This is a genomic window from Jeotgalibacillus sp. JSM ZJ347 (genome assembly GCF_044383825.1).
In the GTDB taxonomy this organism is placed as follows: domain Bacteria; phylum Bacillota; class Bacilli; order Bacillales; family Jeotgalibacillaceae; genus Jeotgalibacillus.
On the sequence record NZ_JBISEN010000007.1, the window covers coordinates 25,047 to 43,582 of the forward strand.

Consider the following 18,536-nt stretch of genomic DNA (forward strand, 5'->3'; position numbering starts at 1 on the left):
GGAATCAACAATAGGGTGAAACCTTTAAACGAAAAGGGAGGTAGGCTCCTTGATAGATGTTAATAACTTTGAATATATGAAAATTGGTTTAGCCTCACCAGACAAGATCCGCTCTTGGTCATTTGGTGAAGTGAAAAAACCTGAAACGATTAACTATCGTACACTGAAGCCTGAAAAAGACGGTCTTTTCTGCGAGCGAATTTTCGGCCCGCAGAAAGACTGGGAGTGTCACTGCGGTAAATACAAGCGCGTCCGTTATAAGGGCGTCGTTTGTGACCGCTGTGGTGTTGAAGTAACGCGTGCAAAAGTCCGCCGTGAACGTATGGGTCACATCGAGCTTGCTGCACCTGTATCTCACATCTGGTACTTCAAAGGCATTCCAAGCCGCATGGGACTTGTGCTTGACATGTCACCACGTGCGCTTGAAGAAGTGATCTACTTTGCTTCATACGTAGTAACTGAAGCAGGGGACACTGCACTTGAAAAGAAACAGCTTCTTTCTGAGAAGGAATACCGTGCGTACCGTGAAAAGTACAGCGGTAAGTTCCAGGCTGCAATGGGAGCTGAAGCAATCCGTAAGCTGCTTCAGGATATCGATCTTGATAAAGAAGCGGAAATGCTGAAAGAAGAATTAAAAACTGCTCAGGGACAGCGTCGTACGCGTGCGATCAAGCGTCTTGAAGTAGTGGAGTCATTCCGTAACTCAGGAAACCACCCTGACTGGATGATTCTTGATGTATTACCTGTTATCCCACCGGAACTTCGTCCGATGGTTCAGCTTGATGGCGGACGCTTCGCCACATCTGACCTGAACGACCTGTACCGTCGTGTGATTAACCGTAACAACCGTCTGAAGCGTCTATTGGACCTTGGTGCCCCGAGCATCATCGTTCAAAATGAAAAGCGTATGCTGCAGGAAGCTGTAGATGCACTAATCGATAATGGACGTCGTGGTCGTCCGGTTACAGGACCAGGTAACCGTCCATTGAAATCTCTTTCTCATATGCTGAAAGGGAAGCAGGGACGTTTCCGTCAAAACCTTCTTGGTAAGCGTGTTGACTACTCAGGCCGTTCAGTTATCGTTGTTGGACCTAGCCTGAAAATGTATCAGTGTGGACTGCCGAAGGAAATGGCACTTGAACTATTCAAGCCTTTCGTCATGAAAGAACTTGTTGAGCGCGGTCTTGCGCATAATATTAAGAGTGCAAAACGTAAGATTGAACGTGTTCATGATGAAGTTTGGGACGTACTTGAAGATGTCATCAAGGAGCATCCGGTTCTACTTAACCGTGCACCTACACTTCACCGTCTTGGTATCCAGGCATTCGAACCAACATTGGTTGAAGGCCGTGCGATCCGTCTTCACCCGCTCGTATGTACAGCTTATAACGCTGACTTTGACGGTGACCAGATGGCGGTTCACGTACCACTATCATCTGAAGCTCAGGCTGAAGCGCGCCTTCTTATGCTTGCTGCACAGAACATCCTTAATCCGAAGGACGGGAAACCAGTTGTTACACCGTCTCAGGATATGGTACTTGGTAACTACTACCTGACATTAGAACGTAAAGACGCTGTAGGTGAAGGTTCAGTATTCCGCGATGCGGATGAAGTCCTTCTTGCATACCAGAATGGTTATGTTCACCTGCACACACGTATTGCGATCCATGCAGGTGCTGTAAATAAACCAACATTTACGGAAGAACAGACGAAGAAACTTCTTCTGACAACTGTCGGAAAAGTAATCTTTAACGAAATTCTTCCGGAAGAGTTCCACTACATCAACGAGCCAACAATGGAGAACCTTGAGGTAAATACACCTGATAAGTACTTCGTTGACCCGACAACTGATGTAAAAGAACACTTCAAATCAGCTGATCTTGTAACGCCGTTTAAGAAAGGTTTCCTTGGAAGCATCATTGCTGAAGTCTTCAAGCGATTCCACTTAACGGATACGTCTAAAATGCTTGATAGCATGAAGAATCTTGGATTCAAGCACTCAACACGTGCTGGTATCACAATTGGTATCGCTGATATCGTGGTACTTCCTGAGAAGCAGGAAATCCTTGATGAGGCACAGTTGAAAGTTGATAAAGTCCAGAAGCAATTCCGCCGTGGTCTGATTACAGAAGAGGAGCGCTATGAGCGTGTCATCTCAATCTGGTCAGCAGCGAAGGATGTTATCCAGGATAAGCTGATGCTTACACTCGACAGCCTGAATCCAATCTACATGATGAGTGACTCAGGTGCCCGTGGTAACGCATCTAACTTTACGCAGCTTGCCGGTATGCGTGGTCTGATGGCCAACCCGGCTGGACGTATCATCGAGCTTCCGATCAAGTCAAGTTTCCGTGAAGGTCTGACAGTACTTGAGTACTTCATCTCTACACACGGTGCACGTAAAGGTCTTGCCGATACAGCACTGAAAACAGCCGATTCAGGTTACCTGACTCGCCGACTTGTAGACGTAGCACAAGATGTTATTGTCCGTGAAGAGGATTGTGGTACTGACCGTGGTCTGCGCGTAAGTTCATTAAAAGACGGAACAGAAATCATCGAAGCGCTTGAAGAGCGTCTAGAAGGCCGTTACTCTAACCAGACTGTGAAGCATCCTGAAACTGGTGAAATCTTCGTGAAACGCAATGAGCTGATCACAGAAGATATCGCCCGTCAGATTGTTGAATCTGGTGTAGAAGAAGTGTCAATCCGTTCTGCATTCACTTGTAACACGCGTCATGGCGTATGTGAGAAGTGTTATGGTAAGAACCTTGCGACTGGTGAAAAAGTTGAAGTCGGCGAAGCAGTCGGAATCATCGCAGCCCAGTCAATCGGTGAGCCGGGTACACAGCTTACAATGCGTACATTCCACACAGGTGGTGTAGCAGGAGACGATATCACACAGGGTCTTCCGCGTATCCAGGAAATCTTCGAAGCGCGTAACCCGAAAGGTCAGGCTACGATTTCTGAAATTGATGGTGTCGTAACTGAGATCACAGAAGGTAAAGACCGTCAGCAGGATATTACAGTGAAAGGTGAAGTAGAAACAAAGACGTATTCTGCTCCTTACACTGCACGTCTGAAAGTGGCAGTTGATGATGTCATCGAACGCGGTCAGGTTCTAACAGAAGGTTCAATCGATCCGAAAGAACTGATCAAGATCCGTGACGTTGCTGCCGTTCAGGAATATCTACTGAAAGAAGTACAAAAAGTATACCGTATGCAGGGTGTTGAAATCGGTGATAAGCACGTTGAGGTAATGGTTCGCCAGATGCTTCGTAAAGTCCGTGTTATTGAAGCCGGAGAAACAGAACTGTTGCCAGGTTCACTGCTTGATGTACACCAGTTCATGGAAGCAAACGAACAGGTTCTGCTTGATGGTAAGCAGCCGGCAACAGGCCGCCCGCTTATCCTGGGGATCACAAAAGCATCTCTTGAAACAGAATCATTCCTATCAGCTGCATCATTCCAGGAGACAACTCGTGTCCTGACAGACGCAGCAATCAAAGGAAAGCGTGACGAGCTACTTGGACTCAAGGAAAATGTTATCATCGGTAAACTTGTTCCAGCCGGAACAGGTATGCAGCGCTATCGCCAGGCTGAGATCGAAAATGAAGACATTCCAGAGGAAGAAGCAGTATCCGTGGAATAATTCACAGCCTGTGAAAGCAAAAAGGTGGCGCCCTTGTGGCGTCACCTTTTTTATCTATTATGTTTTAGAAGAATGCAATTGTTTTTATGGAAGTACTAGCAGTTGATTGTAGTGGGGGACGTAGACTCCCGCCCCAGGAAGGGACAGGTGAGACCCTGCAAGGCGCAGCCTGAGGAGGCTCACCGTCCGGGGGCAGGAAAGCGAGGTCCCCCACGGAAATCAACAGCGGTTACCGGAGATCAGCTGATTCTATTTAATCTTTATAAAGACACTGCAATTATTTACAAACTTTGTTGACAACCTATCATTGAGATGATAATATATTCAAGGTTGCTACTAATTAACAACCTGTTACTTTGGAGGATATGATTATGTCTTATGAAAAAGTATCACAGGCTAAACACATCATTGTAGGATCCAAGCAAGTCGTAAAGGCACTCAAAGCAGGGTCAGTGAAGGAAGTCATCGTTGCAGACGATGTCGACCGCCATGTAATTGACCGGGTGCTACTCACCGCTGAAGAGATGAACGTAAACGTAACCCATGTGGATTCAATGAAGAAGCTGGGCAAAGCGTGCGGGATCGAGGTTGGTGCTGCTGCGGTAGCCATTACTATGTAAACATGTTTTTGCAGCAGAAGTTGCAAAGACTTTGTTTTTACCCTAAAATGAACCACCTGGATGTGTGGGCTTAAAATAATGAAGAAGGGAGGACATAAACATGCCTACTATTAACCAATTAGTGCGTAATCCACGCCAATCAAAGGGCTCAAAGTCTGACTCACCAGCACTTAACAAAGGTTACAACAGCTTCAAGAAGAAAGCGACTAACCTTTCATCACCACAAAAGCGTGGTGTTTGTACTCGTGTTGGTACGATGACACCGAAGAAGCCGAACTCGGCACTTCGTAAATACGCTCGTGTGCGTCTTACAAACCAGATCGAGGTTACAGCATACATTCCTGGTATCGGGCACAACCTTCAAGAGCACAGTGTTGTTCTTATCCGTGGAGGACGTGTAAAGGATTTACCAGGGGTACGTTACCACATCGTACGTGGTGCGCTTGATACTGCTGGTGTAGATGGACGTCGTCAAGGTCGTTCACTATACGGTACTAAGAGACCTAAAGACCAAAAGTAATCGATTCAATATAAAGAAGTTATTTTCCTATGAAAGGAGGAAATCACATGCCTCGTAAAGGTGCAGTTGCAAAACGTGATGTTTTACCAGATCCGATTCATAACTCGAAGCTGGTAACTCGTCTAGTAAACAAAATCATGATTGACGGAAAGAAAGGTACAGCTCAGCGTATCTTATATTCTGCTTTCGATATCGTTCAAGAACGTTCTGGGAAAGATGCTCTAGAAGTATTCGACCAGGCGCTTAAGAACATCATGCCAGTTCTTGAAGTACGTGCTCGTCGTGTCGGCGGAGCGAACTATCAGGTACCGGTTGAGGTGCGTCCGGAACGTCGTACTACACTTGGACTTCGCTGGTTAGTAAACTATGCGCGTCTTCGTGGAGAAAAGACGATGGAAGAGCGTCTTGCTAATGAAATTCTTGATGCAGCAAACAACACTGGCGCTTCAGTTAAGAAGCGTGAAGATATGCATAAAATGGCTGAAGCAAATAAAGCATTTGCTCACTACCGCTGGTAAGATTCAGCATTTTATAAACCAAATCTCATTTAGTAGGAAGGAGAAAGACCAATGCCTAGAGAGTTCTCCTTAAAAGACACTCGTAATATCGGTATCATGGCTCACATCGATGCTGGTAAAACGACTGCTACGGAGCGTATCCTTTACTACACTGGCCGTATCCACAAGATCGGTGAAACGCACGAAGGTGCATCACAGATGGACTGGATGGAGCAGGAGCAGGAGCGTGGGATCACGATCACATCTGCTGCAACAACTGCTTCATGGAAGGGCCACCGTGTAAACATCATTGATACACCAGGACACGTAGACTTCACAGTAGAAGTTGAACGTTCACTGCGTGTACTTGATGGTGCTGTAGGTGTACTTGATGCCCAGTCGGGTGTTGAGCCACAGACAGAAACTGTATGGCGTCAAGCGACAACATACGGTGTTCCTCGTATCGTATTCGTTAATAAGATGGATAAGATCGGGGCAGACTTCCTATATTCTGTAGGAACACTTCACGACCGTCTTCAGGCTAATGCTCACCCAATTCAACTGCCAATCGGCGCGGAAGATGAATTCGAAGGAATCATCGACCTTGTTGAAAACGTAGCATACTTCTATGAAGATGATCTTGGTACTCGTACTGAGCAGCGTGAAATTCCTGAAGAATACAAGGAACAAGCTGAAGAATACCGTGGAAAGCTAATTGAAGCGGTAGCAGATCTTGATGAAGATCTAATGATGAAATACCTTGAAGGCGAAGAAATGACAGTGGATGAAATCAAAGCTGCAATCCGTAAAGGAACTTGTGACGTTGAATTCTACCCAGTAATCTGTGGTTCTGCTTTCAAAAACAAAGGGGTTCAGCTTCTGCTTGATGCAGTACTTGAATACCTTCCGTCACCACTTGATGTTAAGCCAATCACAGGACATGTTCCTGAGACAGAAGAAGAAGTTGTTCGTCCAGCTAGCGACGAAGAGCCATTCTCAGCGCTTGCATTTAAAGTAATGACAGACCCTTATGTAGGTAAGCTTACATTCTTCCGTGTTTATTCTGGTGTGCTCCAGTCTGGTTCATACGTACAGAATGCAACGAAAGGTAAGCGTGAGCGTGTAGGACGTATCCTGCAGATGCACGCTAACTCTCGTGAAGAAATTGCGGAAGTGTACGCTGGAGATATCGCTGCTGCAGTTGGTCTTAAAGACACAACTACAGGGGACACACTATGTGACGAAAAGAGTCTTGTTATTCTTGAGTCAATGGAATTCCCTGAGCCAGTTATCTCTGTTGCGATCGAACCTAAGTCTAAAGCTGACCAGGACAAGATGTCTCAGGCGCTTCAGAAGCTTCAGGAAGAAGATCCAACATTCCACGCACACACTGACCAGGAAACTGGACAGACGATCATCGCGGGTATGGGTGAGCTTCACCTTGATATCCTAGTTGACCGTATGAAGCGTGAATTCAAAGTAGAAGCTAACGTGGGTGCTCCTCAGGTATCTTACCGTGAAACATTCCGCGGCTCTGCACAAGTTGAAGGGAAGTTCGTCCGCCAGTCTGGTGGTCGTGGACAGTTCGGTCACGTTAAGATCGAATTCTCTCCAAACGAAGAAGGAGCAGGCTTTGAATTTGAAAATGCAATCGTTGGGGGATCTGTACCACGTGAATACATCCCGGCTGTTCAGCAGGGTCTTGAAGACTCTCTAGACAACGGTGTACTTGCTGGTTACCCTCTAATCGACATCAAAGCGAAGTTATACGATGGTTCATACCACGATGTTGACTCCTCTGAGATGGCGTTTAAGATTGCTGCATCTATGGCACTTAAAAATGCAGTTTCTAAGTGTAACCCGGTTCTTCTTGAGCCGCTAATGCGCGTAGAAGTTATGATCCCAGAAGAATACATGGGAGACATCATGGGTGACGTTACAGCTCGCCGTGGACGCGTAGAAGGTATGTCTGCTCGCGGTAACACACAAATCGTTAAAGCATTTGTACCGCTTGCTGAAATGTTCGGTTACGCAACTTCACTTCGTTCTAACACGCAGGGACGTGGAACATTCTCAATGTTCTTCGATCACTACGAGGAAGTACCGAAGTCTGTGAGTGAAGAAATCATCAAAAAAAATAAAGGTGAATAATTGATTTCACCCTTACAATAAAGTATAACTACTTATGTAAGCTGTGGTGACTTCTGGGGGCAACCGTCCCCAGGGAAGCCACATTTAAAAATAAAACTAATTAACTTTTAATTATTTTAAGGAGGAATTCCGTAATGGCTAAGGAAAAATTCGACCGTTCGAAAACCCATGCGAATATTGGAACAATCGGACACGTTGACCATGGTAAAACAACTCTAACTGCTGCAATCACAACTGTACTTCACAAGAAATATGGTCGTGGATCTGCAATGGCATACGATCAAATCGATGGTGCTCCAGAAGAGCGCGAGCGCGGAATCACAATCTCAACTGCACACGTTGAGTACGAAACTGACACTCGTCACTACGCACACGTTGACTGCCCAGGACACGCCGACTATGTTAAGAACATGATCACTGGTGCTGCTCAGATGGACGGCGGTATTCTTGTAGTATCTGCTGCTGATGGCCCAATGCCACAGACTCGTGAGCACATCCTTCTATCTCGTCAGGTAGGTGTACCTTACCTTGTTGTATTCATGAACAAGTGTGACATGGTAGACGACGAAGAACTACTTGAACTAGTTGAAATGGAAATCCGTGACCTTCTTTCTGAGTACGATTTCCCAGGCGACGATGTTCCTGTAATCAAAGGTTCTGCACTTAAAGCTCTTGAAGGAGAAGCTGAGTGGGAAGAGAAAATCTTCGAACTTATGGAAGCTGTTGACAGCTACATCCCAACTCCAGAGCGTGACACTGAAAAGCCATTCATGATGCCAGTTGAGGACGTATTCTCAATCACTGGTCGTGGTACAGTTGCTACTGGACGTGTTGAGCGTGGACAAGTTAAAGTTGGTGACGAAGTAGAAATCATCGGTCTTTCTGAAGAGCCGAAGAAAACTACTGTTACTGGTGTTGAAATGTTCCGTAAGCTTCTTGACTATGCAGAAGCTGGCGACAACATTGGCGCACTTCTTCGTGGGGTTTCTCGCGACGACATCAACCGTGGACAGGTTCTTGCTAAGCCAGGAACAATCACTCCACACACTAACTTCAAAGCTGAAGTTTATGTTCTATCAAAAGAAGAAGGTGGACGTCACACTCCATTCTTCACTAACTACCGCCCACAGTTCTACTTCCGTACTACGGACGTAACTGGCGTATGTAACCTTCCTGAAGGAGTAGAAATGGTTATGCCTGGCGACAACATCGAAATGACTGTTGAGCTAATCTCTCCTATCGCAATCGAAGAAGGAACTAAGTTCTCTATTCGTGAAGGTGGACGTACAGTAGGCGCTGGCGTTGTAGCTTCTATCCAGAAGTAATAGCGACTTTGCTTATACAAATCCTGCATCCTTATGGGTGCAGGATTTTTTTATGCGTGAAAAGGGAAGGAGGGATACGAGTGGAATGTGATCTGAAAATGCTTAAATGTGAACCGAAATTTTGAATATGTGAACCGAAAAATATCGAATGAGACCCGAAATCCCTTGAACCTCATCCGAAATACACAGTATCTGATCCTAAAAACCATCTCGCCCTGCCACTTGATCACCAGCCCAGGAACCCAAACTCACTTCCCCGCCCCCGCCAAATCAGCTACACTACTATAGAAGAAACCTGTCGCACATAACCTGAAATCAAAAAGGAGCCACCGCTATGCAGCCGATCCATCTCTGGCTATCAGTCTATGATCAGCAGACTAAAAAACCAAAGCGTCAGATCCAGCCGATTTTGCCACTCGTCATACTTACTTATCAGAAGTCATTAAAAAACAGCCAACCTACTGAACTGTCCATCTCAGCCATGAGCAGCTACATTGATCTGAATGAACAATACCTATCCCTATTAAAGCAGTGGGAAAGGGAAGGGTACTTTACCATAGAAGAAAGACGGTTCGGATCCATGATCTCAAGACTTTTTCACCTGGATGAAAAAGCAATTGCCGTCAAACGTGATTTACATCAATTAAAGGATCGAATCGAACTGCATATGCTCTCAGATGAAGATCTCCACTATTTATCTTTCAGCTCATTTTTAAACGACAGGCACAAGGCGTTTCGAACAAATCATCCCTGGTCAAAAGCAGCAGAATATCTCATTAAGCACCGGAAAAACCTATGAATTTTCTGCATATTTTCTTACCACTTGAAAGACAGCTGGATGCGTCTTATAATAGACAAAGTGTATTCGGAAAGTAATTTCGCAACAGGGGTTGCACAAATGAATTATTTTCTGTATAATATTTAATGTTGGTCTTTGACTTGCGATGATGCAGGAGGTTGCCGACACACCCGGCCGCTTTGCCATGGCTCGTGTGTGGGAAATTTCTGCGGAGAATGTCTATTCCTAAATAGGCGATAAAGGAGGGAAAATAATGGCAAAACAAAAAATCCGTATCCGTTTGAAAGCATATGATCACAGAATTCTAGATCAGTCTGCTGAGAAGATTGTTGAAACTGCAAAACGTTCAGGTGCGAGTGTTTCGGGTCCAATCCCGCTTCCAACTGAAAAGTCTGTTTACACAATTCTTCGTGCGGTCCACAAATATAAGGATGCTCGTGAGCAGTTTGAAATGCGCACACATAAGCGTCTAGTAGACATTGTGAACCCAACACCACAAACGGTAGATGCGCTAATGCGTCTTGATTTACCGTCTGGCGTTGACATCGAAATCAAACTTTAATCAACAAAAAATAAATTATTAAACATTATAGGAGGTGTGACTAATGACCAAAGGAATCTTAGGAAGAAAGATTGGAATGACTCAGGTTTTTGCTGAGAACGGCGATCTTATCCCAGTAACAGTAATCGAAGCTACGCCAAACGTAGTTCTTCAAAAGAAAGCTGTTGATACTGACGGATACGAATCAATCCAGATCGGTTTCGAAGACAAGCGCGAAAAGCTTGCTAACAAACCATCAAAAGGACATGCCGCTAAAGCTGAAACGGCTCCTAAGCGCTTCGTCCGTGAAATCCGCGGTGTTGAGCTTGGCGAGTATGAGATTGGTCAAGAAGTCAAGGTTGATATTTTCGCAGAAGGCGATGTAGTAGATGTAACAGGAGTATCGAAGGGTAAAGGTTTTCAGGGTGCAATCAAGCGTCACAACCAATCCCGCGGACCAATGACTCACGGTTCTCGTTACCACCGTCGTCCTGGTTCAATGGGTCCTGTTGATCCAAACCGCGTATTCAAAGGTAAATTACTACCTGGACGCATGGGCGGAGAAAAGATTACAGTTCAGAACCTTTCAATCGTTAAGGTTGATGCTGAACGTAACCTATTGCTTGTTAAAGGGAACGTTCCTGGCCCTAACAAGACACTTATCACAGTAAAAAGCGCGATTAAAGCGAAATAATAAACGTTAATCGGAAAGGAGGAAACAGGAATGCCTAAAGTATCCTTATTTAAACAGGATGGTTCACAAGCTGGTGATATCGAGCTTAACGAATCCATCTTCGGCATTGAGCCAAACAACGCAGTGATGTTCGAAACTGTACTGATGCAGCGTGCTGCACAGCGTCAGGGAACTCACAAAGTAAAAAATCGTTCTGAAGTAGCTGGCGGCGGTCGTAAGCCATGGCGTCAGAAGGGAACTGGACGTGCCCGTCAAGGTTCGATCCGTTCACCACAATGGCGCGGCGGTGGTACTGTATTCGGTCCAACACCACGCAGCTATAGCTATAAGCTTCCTAAAAAAGTTCGTCGTCTGGCGATCAAATCAGCTCTTTCAAGCAAAGTTGCTGAAGAAAACATCTTAGTTCTAGAGGCGCTTTCATTCGAATCGCCAAAAACGAAGGAATTTGCTTCAGTATTAAGCAGCCTTTCACTAGACAAGAAGGTCCTAGTAGTGACTGAAGGTCTTGACGAAAACGTTGCTCTATCTGGACGTAACATTCCAGGCGTAACAGTTATTTCTGCTACTGGCGTCAACGTACTTGATGTACTTGGCCACGACAAAGTGGTTATGACGAAAGGTGCAGTTCAAAAAGTAGAGGAGGTGCTTGCATAATGGATGCTCGCGATATTATTAAGCGCCCCGTAATTACAGAGCGTTCTTCAGACCTTATGGGTGAGAAGAAATACACGTTCGAAGTCGACACTCGTGCTAACAAAACACAGGTGAAAGACGCAATCCAGGAAATCTTTGGTGTGGATGTTGAGAAAGTAAACATCATGAACTACAAAGGTAAATTCAAGCGCATGGGACGTTACACTGGTTATACTAACAAGCGTCGCAAAGCAATTGTAACCCTGACAGAAGACAGCAAAGAAATCGAATTTTTCGAGGTTTAAAATAAACCGATAAATAGAAGAGGAGGGAACAGACATGGCGATTAAAAAGTACAAACCTACCTCTAACGGTCGTCGCGGCATGACAGCTTCTGACTTTGCTGAGATTACAACTAGCAAGCCGGAAAAATCACTTCTTGCGCCTATTAAGCGTAAAGGTGGCCGTAACAACCAGGGTAAGTTAACAGTTCGTCATCATGGTGGAGGCCATAAGCGCCAATACCGTGTCATCGATTTCGCTCGTACGAAAGATGGCATTCCAGGACGCGTTGCTACGATCGAATACGATCCAAACCGTTCAGCAAACATTGCACTAATCAACTACGTTGATGGTGAGAAGCGTTACATCCTAGCTCCTAAAGGACTAGTAGTAGGCATGGAAGTTATGTCAGGTCCTGAAGCGGACATCAAGACAGGTAACGCACTTCCACTAATCAACATCCCAGTGGGTACAGTTATCCACAACATCGAGCTTAAGCCTGGTAAAGGTGGTCAGCTTGTACGTTCAGCTGGTACATCAGCACAGGTTCTAGGTAAAGAAGGTAAATACGTTCTTGTACGTCTTAACTCAGGCGAAACTCGTATGATCCTTTCAACTTGCCGTGCGACAGTAGGACAAGTTGGTAACGAACAACACGAACTAATCAACATCGGTAAAGCAGGACGTTCACGCTGGTTAGGCAAGCGCCCAACTGTACGTGGTTCTGTAATGAACCCGAATGATCACCCACACGGTGGTGGTGAAGGTAAAGCGCCAATCGGCCGTAAATCACCAATGTCACCATGGGGCAAACCAACTCTTGGTTACAAGACTCGTAAGAAGACAAACAAGTCCGATAAATTTATCGTACGTCGTCGTAAAAAATAACGGGATTGAGCTACGGTTCATCAAACGGACCGTAGGGCAATCACGAAGGGAGGTTCCAATATGGGTCGCAGCTTGAAAAAAGGACCTTTTGTGGACGATCATTTAATGTCAAAAGTTGAGAAGCTTAATGAATCAGACAAGAAGCAGGTTATTAAAACTTGGTCTCGTCGTTCAACAATCTTCCCTAACTTCATCGGTCATACAATCGCTGTATACGATGGACGCAAACACGTACCGGTTTACGTGACAGAAGACATGGTTGGTCATAAACTAGGTGAATTCGCACCAAGCCGTACGTACAAAGGTCACGCAAGTGATGATAAGAAAACAAGACGCTAATTGAGAGGAGGCTATCCTAATGCAAGCAAAAGCTGTTGCAAACACAGTTCGTATTGCTCCTCGTAAAGTACGCCTAGTAGCAGATTTAATCCGCGGTAAGCAGGTTGGCGAAGCGGTGGCTATCTTAAACCACACACCACGCGCTGCATCACCAGTGATCGAGAAAGTATTAAAATCTGCTGTAGCGAACGCTGAGCATAATTACGACATGGACATTAACAACCTTGTGATTTCTGAAGCATATGTTAACGAAGGACCAACACTTAAACGTTTCCGTCCTCGTGCACAAGGTCGTGCAAGTGCCATTAACAAACGTACAAGCCACATCACAATCGTGGTATCTGAAAAAAAGGAGGGATAACACGTGGGTCAAAAAGTAAATCCAATTGGACTACGTATCGGAGTCATTCGTGACTGGGAATCAAAATGGTTCGCAGGCAAAGACTACGCAGACCTGCTTCACGAAGACCTTAAAGTACGTGACTACATCGAAGGTCGTCTGAAAGAAGCATCTGTTTCTAAAGTAGAAATCGAACGTGCGGCTAACCGCATTAACATTACAATTCACACTGCTAAGCCAGGTATGGTTATCGGTAAAGGTGGTACTGAAGTCGAAGCACTTCGTAAAGACCTTAACAAGATCACTGGCAAGCGAGTTCACATCAACATCGTTGAAATCAAACGCGCTGATCTTGATGCGAAGCTTGTAGGTGAAAACATTGCACGTCAACTGGAAAACCGTGTGTCTTTCCGTCGTGCTCAAAAGCAATCAATCCAACGCACAATGCGTGCTGGCGCTAAAGGGATCAAAACAATGGTTTCTGGTCGTCTTGGCGGAGCAGACATCGCACGTGCTGAACATTACAGTGAAGGTACTGTTCCACTTCATACTCTTCGTGCTGACATCGACTACGCTCACGTTGAAGCGGATACTACGTATGGTAAGCTCGGAGTTAAAGTATGGATCTACCGTGGAGAAGTTCTTCCTACCAAGAACCACAAGAAATCCGAGGAAGGAGGAAACTAATCATGTTATTACCTAAACGCGTTAAATATCGTCGTGTACACCGTGGAAAGATGCGCGGACAGGCAAAAGGCGGTACTGAAGTAAGCTTTGGTGAATACGGTCTTCAAGCTCTTGAAGCTAGCTGGATCACTAACCGTCAGATCGAGTCTGCTCGTATCGCGATGACACGTTACATGAAACGTGGCGGTAAAGTATGGATTAAAATCTTCCCACACAAGCCTTACACTAAGAAACCTCTAGAAGTCCGAATGGGTTCCGGTAAAGGGGCACCAGAAGGATGGGTAGCAGTTGTAAAGCCGGGTAAGATTATGTTCGAAATCGCTGGAGTATCTGAAGAAGTTGCTCGTGAAGCACTTCGTCTTGCATCACACAAACTTCCGGTTAAGACTAAGTTTGTAAAACGAGAAGAAATTGGTGGTGAATCAAATGAAAGCTAATGAAATTCGTGACCTTACCACTGCCGAAATTGAACAAAAAGTAAAATCTTTGAAGGAAGAGCTATTTAACCTTCGTTTCCAACTGGCTACTGGTCAGCTTGAAAACACTGCTCGCATCCGTCAAGTACGAAAAGCCATTGCTCGCATGAAAACCGTGATTCGTGAAAGAGAAATCGGCGCTAACAACTGATAAACTGAGAGGAGGTTTGCAGCATGAGTGAACGCAACCAGCGTAAAGTTTACACTGGCCGTGTTGTTTCTGACAAAATGGACAAAACAATCACAGTGCTAGTTGAAACACAAAAGAAACATTCACTTTATGGCAAACGAGTAAAGTACTCTAAGAAGTACAAAGCTCACGATGAACAAAACCAAGCCAAAACAGGCGACATTGTTCGTATTATGGAAACTCGTCCGCTTTCAGCAACAAAACGTTTCCGTCTAGTGGAAGTCGTAGAAGAAGCGGTTATTATCTAATATATTGTTCGGAAATGTTAATTCCGAAGGGAGGTAACCAACATGATTCAACAGGAATCACGTTTAAAAGTAGCTGACAACTCTGGCGCACGTGAAGTGTTAACCATTAAAGTTCTTGGAGGTTCAGGCCGCAAGACTGCTAATATTGGTGATGTGATCGTCTGCACAGTGAAACAAGCAACACCAGGAGGCGTTGTTAAAAAAGGTGAAGTTGTAAGAGCGGTAATCGTTCGTACAAAGAGCGGAGTTCGTCGTAAAGATGGTACGTACATCAAGTTCGATGAGAATGCTTGTGTCATCATCCGTGACGACAAAGGCCCTCGTGGAACTCGTATCTTCGGACCGGTTGCTCGTGAACTTCGTGACAGCAACTTCATGAAGATTGTTTCTCTAGCACCAGAAGTTCTTTAATTGATAATCAACCACCGTATCAAGGAGGTGCGACAGGATGCACGTAAAAAAAGGCGATAAAGTAATGGTTATTTCCGGAAAAGATAAAGGCAAAACAGGTACTGTTCTTGCAGCTTCTCCGAAAACTGACCGCGTAACTGTAGAAGGTGTGAACATCGTCAAGAAACATTCAAAACCTTCACAGATGAATCCACAAGGTGGAATCTCTAACATGGAGGCAGCAATTCACGTATCAAACGTGATGCTGATCGATCCGAAAACGAACGAACCAACACGCGTTGGTTATAAAGTTGAGGACGGCAAGAAAGTACGTATTGCTAAAAAATCAGGTGAATCTTTAGATAAATAGTTAATGAAGAGGGGAGGTACTCAAGCATGAACCGCCTAAAAGAAAAGTTCAATAATGAAATTACACCTGCTCTAGTTAAGAAGTTCGATTACACTTCTGTAATGCAGGTGCCAAAAATCGAAAAAATCGTAATCAACATGGGTGTTGGTGAAGCAGTTCAAAACACTAAATCACTAGATACAGCTGTAGAGGAGCTTACAACAATCACTGGTCAAAAGCCTTTGATTACAAAAGCTAAGAAATCTATCGCAGGCTTCCGTCTTCGTGAAGGTATGCCAATCGGTGCGAAAGTTACACTTCGCGGCGAGCGTATGTATGACTTCCTAGACAAGCTAATCTCTGTATCTCTTCCACGTGTACGTGACTTCCGCGGAGTATCTAAAAAGTCTTTCGACGGTCGCGGTAACTACACTCTTGGTGTTAAAGAGCAGCTTATCTTCCCAGAGATCGATTATGACAAAGTGAACAAAGTACGTGGCATGGACATCGTAATTGTAACGACAGCTAACTCAGACGAAGAGTCTCGTGAGCTTCTAACACAATTCGGTATGCCATTCCAAAAGTAATCTCTATAAAAGGGAGGCGTAAACGTGGCTAAAAAATCAATGATTGCGAAACAACAGCGCAAGCAAAAATTCAAAGTACAAGAGTATACACGTTGCGAACGTTGCGGACGTCCACACTCAGTACTACGCAAATTTAAGCTTTGCCGTATTTGTTTCCGTGAACTAGCATACAAGGGTCAAATTCCTGGCGTTAAGAAAGCCAGCTGGTAATACCCGATTTTGGGAAGGAGGTAAATTAATATGACAATGACAGATCCAATCGCAGATCTTCTGACTCGCATCCGTAATGCGAATCAAGTTCGTCACGAGAAGCTAGAGGTTCCTGCTTCTAACATGAAAAAAGAAATTGCAGAAATCCTCAAGCGTGAAGGTTTCATCCGTGACGTTGAATATATCGAGGACAGCAAGCAGGGTATCATTCGCATCTTCCTTAAGTATGGTGCAAACAATGAGCGTGTTATCACTGGCCTTAAGCGTATTTCAAAACCAGGTCTTCGTGTTTACGCAAAAGCTGATGAGCTTCCACGCGTACTGAACGGCCTAGGAATTGCAATCGTATCTACTTCAACTGGCGTTGTAACTGACAAAGAAGCTCGCGCTAAGCAAGTTGGCGGAGAAGTTCTAGCATACGTCTGGTAATACTTTTTAATCGAAAGAGAGGTGCAACAAAATGTCTCGTGTAGGAAAAAAACCAATCGAGGTACCTTCAGATGTAACATTAACTTTTGACGGTTCACATGTTACTGCGAAAGGACCTAAAGGTGAACTTTCATTCACTTTTAATTCAGAAATGAAATTCGAGCAGGAAGGCAGCACACTTACAGTTGTTCGTCCTTCTGACTCAAAAGAACACCGTACAATCCACGGTACAACTCGTGCGATCCTGAACAACATGATCGAGGGTGTATCTAAAGGTTTTGAACGTAGCCTTGAGCTTATCGGGGTTGGATATCGTGCACAGAAACAAGGTAACAAGCTTGTTCTTAACGTAGGATACTCTCACCCAGTTGAGATCACACCGGAAGAAGGAATCGAAATCGAAGTTCCTTCAAACACAAAGGTTACAATTAAAGGCGCAAGCAAAGAGCGCGTAGGCGCACTAGCTGCAAACATCCGTGACGTACGTCCTCCAGAGCCTTACAAAGGTAAAGGAATCCGTTACGAAGGCGAATATGTTCGTCGTAAAGAAGGTAAAACAGGTAAATAATGCCGCTTAGGCGCATGAAAGGAGTGACCTTGATTGATTACTAAAGTTGACAAGAATGCGGTACGTAAGAAACGTCATGCACGTGTTCGTACAACGATCACGGGAACTGAATCTCGTCCGCGTTTGAATGTTTACCGTTCAAACAAGCACATCTACGCTCAGCTTATCGATGATGCTAACGGCGTAACACTAGCTGCTGCATCTACGAAAGAGCTTGGTCTTGAAACTGGCGGAAACGTCGAGGCTGCACAAAAAGTTGGCGAAGCAATCGCTAAACGCGCAGCAGAAAAAGGAATGAAATCAGTCGTATTTGACCGTGGAGGATATCTTTACCACGGCCGCGTGAAAGCTCTTGCTGAAGCTGCACGTGAAAACGGACTTGAATTTTAATAGAAAAAGGAGGGACAATCCAGATGCGTCGCATTGATCCAAACAAACTTGAACTTGAAGAACGCGTAGTTACGATTAACCGTGTCGCTAAGGTTGTTAAAGGTGGCCGCCGCTTCCGTTTCTCTGCTCTAGTAGTAGTAGGAGACAAGAATGGCCATGTAGGTTTCGGTACAGGTAAAGCCCAAGAGGTACCTGATGCGATCCGTAAAGCAATCGAAGACGCGAAGAAAAATCTGATTGAAGTACCAATGGTTGAAGGAACGACTCCTCACCTTGTTACAGGCCGCTTTGGAGCAGGCTCAATCTTAATCAAGCCAGCATCTCCTGGTACAGGAATCATCGCTGGTGGACCAGTTCGTGCGGTACTTGAACTTGCAGGTGTCCACGACATTCTTTCAAAATCACTAGGTTCTAACACACCAATCAACATGGTTCGTGCCACAATTGACGGCCTTAAGCAGCTTAAGCGTGCAGAAGACGTTGCTAAGCTACGTGGTAAGTCAGTGGAAGAACTGTTAGGATAAGGAGGGATAAGTGATGGCAAATAAACTAGCAATTACCCTCACTCGCAGCGTGATCGGACGCAGTAAAGATCAGCGTGCAACAGTCCAGGCTCTTGGTCTTCGTAAGACTAACCAGACTGTTGAACAGCAAGATAACGAAGCTATTCGCGGTATGATCAATAAAGTGTCTCACCTGGTATCAGTTAAAGAAATCTAATTTCATGTTTATCA

General features: G+C 44.9%; 27 protein-coding genes. All 27 read left to right on the plus strand.

All coding sequences use genetic code 11. From position 1 onward, the window contains the following. The first annotated feature begins 49 nt into the window (after positions 1 to 49). The 27 genes from rpoC to rpmD all read left to right on the plus strand — a co-directional run bounded on the left by rpoC (position 50) and on the right by rpmD (position 18,522). Positions 50 to 3,649, plus strand: a complete 3,600-nt coding sequence (gene rpoC, locus ACH6CZ_RS14765) for a DNA-directed RNA polymerase subunit beta' (protein ID WP_374098228.1) — start codon at positions 50 to 52, stop codon at positions 3,647 to 3,649. A gap of 371 nt (positions 3,650 to 4,020) precedes the next feature. After that, on the plus strand, positions 4,021 to 4,269 hold the full coding sequence (locus ACH6CZ_RS14770) for a 50S ribosomal protein L7ae-like protein (RefSeq protein ID WP_041120830.1): 249 nt from the start codon (positions 4,021 to 4,023) through the stop codon (positions 4,267 to 4,269). A gap of 100 nt (positions 4,270 to 4,369) precedes the next feature. Next, positions 4,370 to 4,789: a 30S ribosomal protein S12 gene (gene rpsL / locus ACH6CZ_RS14775; protein WP_041120831.1), complete on the plus strand. Its 420-nt coding sequence runs from the start codon at positions 4,370 to 4,372 to the stop codon at positions 4,787 to 4,789. 47 nt (positions 4,790 to 4,836) lie between these two features. Further along, positions 4,837 to 5,307: a 30S ribosomal protein S7 gene (gene rpsG, locus ACH6CZ_RS14780; protein ID WP_039806267.1), complete on the plus strand. Its 471-nt coding sequence runs from the start codon at positions 4,837 to 4,839 to the stop codon at positions 5,305 to 5,307. Between the two features lie 51 nt (positions 5,308 to 5,358). Next, on the plus strand, positions 5,359 to 7,437 hold the full coding sequence (gene fusA, locus ACH6CZ_RS14785; RefSeq protein ID WP_374098229.1) for an elongation factor G: 2,079 nt from the start codon (positions 5,359 to 5,361) through the stop codon (positions 7,435 to 7,437). A gap of 134 nt (positions 7,438 to 7,571) precedes the next feature. Beyond that, a complete protein-coding gene (gene tuf, locus ACH6CZ_RS14790) occupies positions 7,572 to 8,762 on the plus strand; it encodes an elongation factor Tu (protein ID WP_374098230.1) in 1,191 nt (396 codons plus the stop codon). Positions 8,763 to 9,096: 334 nt separating this feature from the next. Continuing rightward, on the plus strand, positions 9,097 to 9,561 hold the full coding sequence (locus ACH6CZ_RS14795; RefSeq protein ID WP_374098231.1) for a hypothetical protein: 465 nt from the start codon (positions 9,097 to 9,099) through the stop codon (positions 9,559 to 9,561). A gap of 253 nt (positions 9,562 to 9,814) precedes the next feature. Further along, positions 9,815 to 10,123 (plus strand): 30S ribosomal protein S10, encoded by a 309-nt coding sequence (rpsJ, locus tag ACH6CZ_RS14800; protein WP_039806276.1) that lies wholly within the window; start codon positions 9,815 to 9,817, stop codon positions 10,121 to 10,123. Between the two features lie 43 nt (positions 10,124 to 10,166). Continuing rightward, positions 10,167 to 10,796, plus strand: coding sequence for a 50S ribosomal protein L3 (rplC, locus tag ACH6CZ_RS14805; RefSeq protein WP_374098232.1), 630 nt, complete (start codon positions 10,167 to 10,169; stop codon positions 10,794 to 10,796). A 30-nt stretch (positions 10,797 to 10,826) separates the two neighbouring features. Beyond that, complete coding sequence (rplD, locus tag ACH6CZ_RS14810; protein ID WP_374098233.1) at positions 10,827 to 11,450, plus strand: 50S ribosomal protein L4; 624 nt, start codon at positions 10,827 to 10,829, stop codon at positions 11,448 to 11,450. Further along, complete coding sequence (rplW, locus tag ACH6CZ_RS14815; RefSeq protein WP_374098234.1) at positions 11,450 to 11,734, plus strand: 50S ribosomal protein L23; 285 nt, start codon at positions 11,450 to 11,452, stop codon at positions 11,732 to 11,734. Before rplD ends, rplW begins: the two co-directional genes overlap by 1 nt. A 34-nt stretch (positions 11,735 to 11,768) precedes the next feature. Beyond that, positions 11,769 to 12,599, plus strand: a complete 831-nt coding sequence (gene rplB / locus ACH6CZ_RS14820) for a 50S ribosomal protein L2 (protein WP_374098235.1) — start codon at positions 11,769 to 11,771, stop codon at positions 12,597 to 12,599. A gap of 60 nt (positions 12,600 to 12,659) precedes the next feature. Next, a complete protein-coding gene (gene rpsS / locus ACH6CZ_RS14825; protein WP_374098236.1) occupies positions 12,660 to 12,938 on the plus strand; it encodes a 30S ribosomal protein S19 in 279 nt (92 codons plus the stop codon). Between the two features lie 19 nt (positions 12,939 to 12,957). Further along, on the plus strand, positions 12,958 to 13,299 hold the full coding sequence (gene rplV, locus ACH6CZ_RS14830; protein ID WP_039806287.1) for a 50S ribosomal protein L22: 342 nt from the start codon (positions 12,958 to 12,960) through the stop codon (positions 13,297 to 13,299). 3 nt (positions 13,300 to 13,302) lie between these two features. Then, complete coding sequence (gene rpsC / locus ACH6CZ_RS14835; protein ID WP_374098237.1) at positions 13,303 to 13,965, plus strand: 30S ribosomal protein S3; 663 nt, start codon at positions 13,303 to 13,305, stop codon at positions 13,963 to 13,965. A gap of 2 nt (positions 13,966 to 13,967) precedes the next feature. After that, the gene (gene rplP, locus ACH6CZ_RS14840) at positions 13,968 to 14,402 is read left to right on the plus strand and encodes a 50S ribosomal protein L16 (protein WP_039806290.1); all 435 of its coding nucleotides are present in this window, start codon (positions 13,968 to 13,970) and stop codon (positions 14,400 to 14,402) included. Continuing rightward, positions 14,392 to 14,592, plus strand: a complete 201-nt coding sequence (gene rpmC, locus ACH6CZ_RS14845) for a 50S ribosomal protein L29 (protein ID WP_039806292.1) — start codon at positions 14,392 to 14,394, stop codon at positions 14,590 to 14,592. The genes rplP and rpmC overlap by 11 nt, the downstream gene beginning before the upstream one ends. A gap of 23 nt (positions 14,593 to 14,615) precedes the next feature. Beyond that, entirely contained in the window at positions 14,616 to 14,879 is a 264-nt protein-coding gene (gene rpsQ, locus ACH6CZ_RS14850) for a 30S ribosomal protein S17 (protein WP_039806294.1), read from the plus strand. A gap of 42 nt (positions 14,880 to 14,921) precedes the next feature. Beyond that, entirely contained in the window at positions 14,922 to 15,290 is a 369-nt protein-coding gene (gene rplN, locus ACH6CZ_RS14855; RefSeq protein ID WP_039806296.1) for a 50S ribosomal protein L14, read from the plus strand. A gap of 37 nt (positions 15,291 to 15,327) precedes the next feature. Continuing rightward, the gene (gene rplX / locus ACH6CZ_RS14860; protein WP_374098238.1) at positions 15,328 to 15,639 is read left to right on the plus strand and encodes a 50S ribosomal protein L24; all 312 of its coding nucleotides are present in this window, start codon (positions 15,328 to 15,330) and stop codon (positions 15,637 to 15,639) included. Positions 15,640 to 15,665: 26 nt separating this feature from the next. Then, a complete protein-coding gene (rplE, locus tag ACH6CZ_RS14865) occupies positions 15,666 to 16,205 on the plus strand; it encodes a 50S ribosomal protein L5 (protein WP_322422660.1) in 540 nt (179 codons plus the stop codon). Between the two features lie 24 nt (positions 16,206 to 16,229). Further along, complete coding sequence (gene rpsN, locus ACH6CZ_RS14870; RefSeq protein ID WP_036787751.1) at positions 16,230 to 16,415, plus strand: 30S ribosomal protein S14; 186 nt, start codon at positions 16,230 to 16,232, stop codon at positions 16,413 to 16,415. Positions 16,416 to 16,445: 30 nt separating this feature from the next. After that, positions 16,446 to 16,844 carry a 30S ribosomal protein S8 gene (rpsH, locus tag ACH6CZ_RS14875; RefSeq protein WP_039806304.1) on the plus strand — a complete coding sequence of 133 codons (399 nt, stop codon included), beginning with the start codon at positions 16,446 to 16,448 and terminating at the stop codon, positions 16,842 to 16,844. A gap of 31 nt (positions 16,845 to 16,875) precedes the next feature. Continuing rightward, positions 16,876 to 17,412: a 50S ribosomal protein L6 gene (gene rplF / locus ACH6CZ_RS14880; RefSeq protein WP_039806306.1), complete on the plus strand. Its 537-nt coding sequence runs from the start codon at positions 16,876 to 16,878 to the stop codon at positions 17,410 to 17,412. 33 nt (positions 17,413 to 17,445) lie between these two features. Beyond that, complete coding sequence (gene rplR / locus ACH6CZ_RS14885; RefSeq protein WP_039806308.1) at positions 17,446 to 17,802, plus strand: 50S ribosomal protein L18; 357 nt, start codon at positions 17,446 to 17,448, stop codon at positions 17,800 to 17,802. 23 nt (positions 17,803 to 17,825) lie between these two features. Beyond that, the gene (gene rpsE / locus ACH6CZ_RS14890; protein WP_204730749.1) at positions 17,826 to 18,326 is read left to right on the plus strand and encodes a 30S ribosomal protein S5; all 501 of its coding nucleotides are present in this window, start codon (positions 17,826 to 17,828) and stop codon (positions 18,324 to 18,326) included. Between the two features lie 13 nt (positions 18,327 to 18,339). Beyond that, on the plus strand, positions 18,340 to 18,522 hold the full coding sequence (rpmD, locus tag ACH6CZ_RS14895; protein ID WP_039806311.1) for a 50S ribosomal protein L30: 183 nt from the start codon (positions 18,340 to 18,342) through the stop codon (positions 18,520 to 18,522). The last annotated feature ends 14 nt before the right edge of the window (positions 18,523 to 18,536 follow it).

Excerpts from the sequence above, each read along its gene's own strand:
- ACH6CZ_RS14770 (WP_041120830.1), top strand. The coding sequence starts at position 4,021 with ATGTCTTATGAAAAAGTATCACAGGCTAAACACATCATTGTAGGATCC.
- rpsL (WP_041120831.1), top strand. The coding sequence starts at position 4,370 with ATGCCTACTATTAACCAATTAGTGCGTAATCCACGCCAATCAAAGGGC.
- rpsG (WP_039806267.1), top strand. The coding sequence starts at position 4,837 with ATGCCTCGTAAAGGTGCAGTTGCAAAACGTGATGTTTTACCAGATCCG.
- fusA (WP_374098229.1), top strand. The coding sequence starts at position 5,359 with ATGCCTAGAGAGTTCTCCTTAAAAGACACTCGTAATATCGGTATCATG.
- tuf (WP_374098230.1), top strand. The coding sequence starts at position 7,572 with ATGGCTAAGGAAAAATTCGACCGTTCGAAAACCCATGCGAATATTGGA.
- ACH6CZ_RS14795 (WP_374098231.1), top strand. The coding sequence starts at position 9,097 with ATGCAGCCGATCCATCTCTGGCTATCAGTCTATGATCAGCAGACTAAA.
- rpsJ (WP_039806276.1), top strand. The coding sequence starts at position 9,815 with ATGGCAAAACAAAAAATCCGTATCCGTTTGAAAGCATATGATCACAGA.
- rplC (WP_374098232.1), top strand. The coding sequence starts at position 10,167 with ATGACCAAAGGAATCTTAGGAAGAAAGATTGGAATGACTCAGGTTTTT.
- rplD (WP_374098233.1), top strand. The coding sequence starts at position 10,827 with ATGCCTAAAGTATCCTTATTTAAACAGGATGGTTCACAAGCTGGTGAT.
- rplW (WP_374098234.1), top strand. The coding sequence starts at position 11,450 with ATGGATGCTCGCGATATTATTAAGCGCCCCGTAATTACAGAGCGTTCT.
- rplB (WP_374098235.1), top strand. The coding sequence starts at position 11,769 with ATGGCGATTAAAAAGTACAAACCTACCTCTAACGGTCGTCGCGGCATG.
- rpsS (WP_374098236.1), top strand. The coding sequence starts at position 12,660 with ATGGGTCGCAGCTTGAAAAAAGGACCTTTTGTGGACGATCATTTAATG.
- rplV (WP_039806287.1), top strand. The coding sequence starts at position 12,958 with ATGCAAGCAAAAGCTGTTGCAAACACAGTTCGTATTGCTCCTCGTAAA.
- rplP (WP_039806290.1), top strand. The coding sequence starts at position 13,968 with ATGTTATTACCTAAACGCGTTAAATATCGTCGTGTACACCGTGGAAAG.
- rpmC (WP_039806292.1), top strand. The coding sequence starts at position 14,392 with ATGAAAGCTAATGAAATTCGTGACCTTACCACTGCCGAAATTGAACAA.
- rpsQ (WP_039806294.1), top strand. The coding sequence starts at position 14,616 with ATGAGTGAACGCAACCAGCGTAAAGTTTACACTGGCCGTGTTGTTTCT.
- rplN (WP_039806296.1), top strand. The coding sequence starts at position 14,922 with ATGATTCAACAGGAATCACGTTTAAAAGTAGCTGACAACTCTGGCGCA.
- rplX (WP_374098238.1), top strand. The coding sequence starts at position 15,328 with ATGCACGTAAAAAAAGGCGATAAAGTAATGGTTATTTCCGGAAAAGAT.
- rplE (WP_322422660.1), top strand. The coding sequence starts at position 15,666 with ATGAACCGCCTAAAAGAAAAGTTCAATAATGAAATTACACCTGCTCTA.
- rpsH (WP_039806304.1), top strand. The coding sequence starts at position 16,446 with ATGACAATGACAGATCCAATCGCAGATCTTCTGACTCGCATCCGTAAT.
- rplF (WP_039806306.1), top strand. The coding sequence starts at position 16,876 with ATGTCTCGTGTAGGAAAAAAACCAATCGAGGTACCTTCAGATGTAACA.
- rpsE (WP_204730749.1), top strand. The coding sequence starts at position 17,826 with ATGCGTCGCATTGATCCAAACAAACTTGAACTTGAAGAACGCGTAGTT.
- rpmD (WP_039806311.1), top strand. The coding sequence starts at position 18,340 with ATGGCAAATAAACTAGCAATTACCCTCACTCGCAGCGTGATCGGACGC.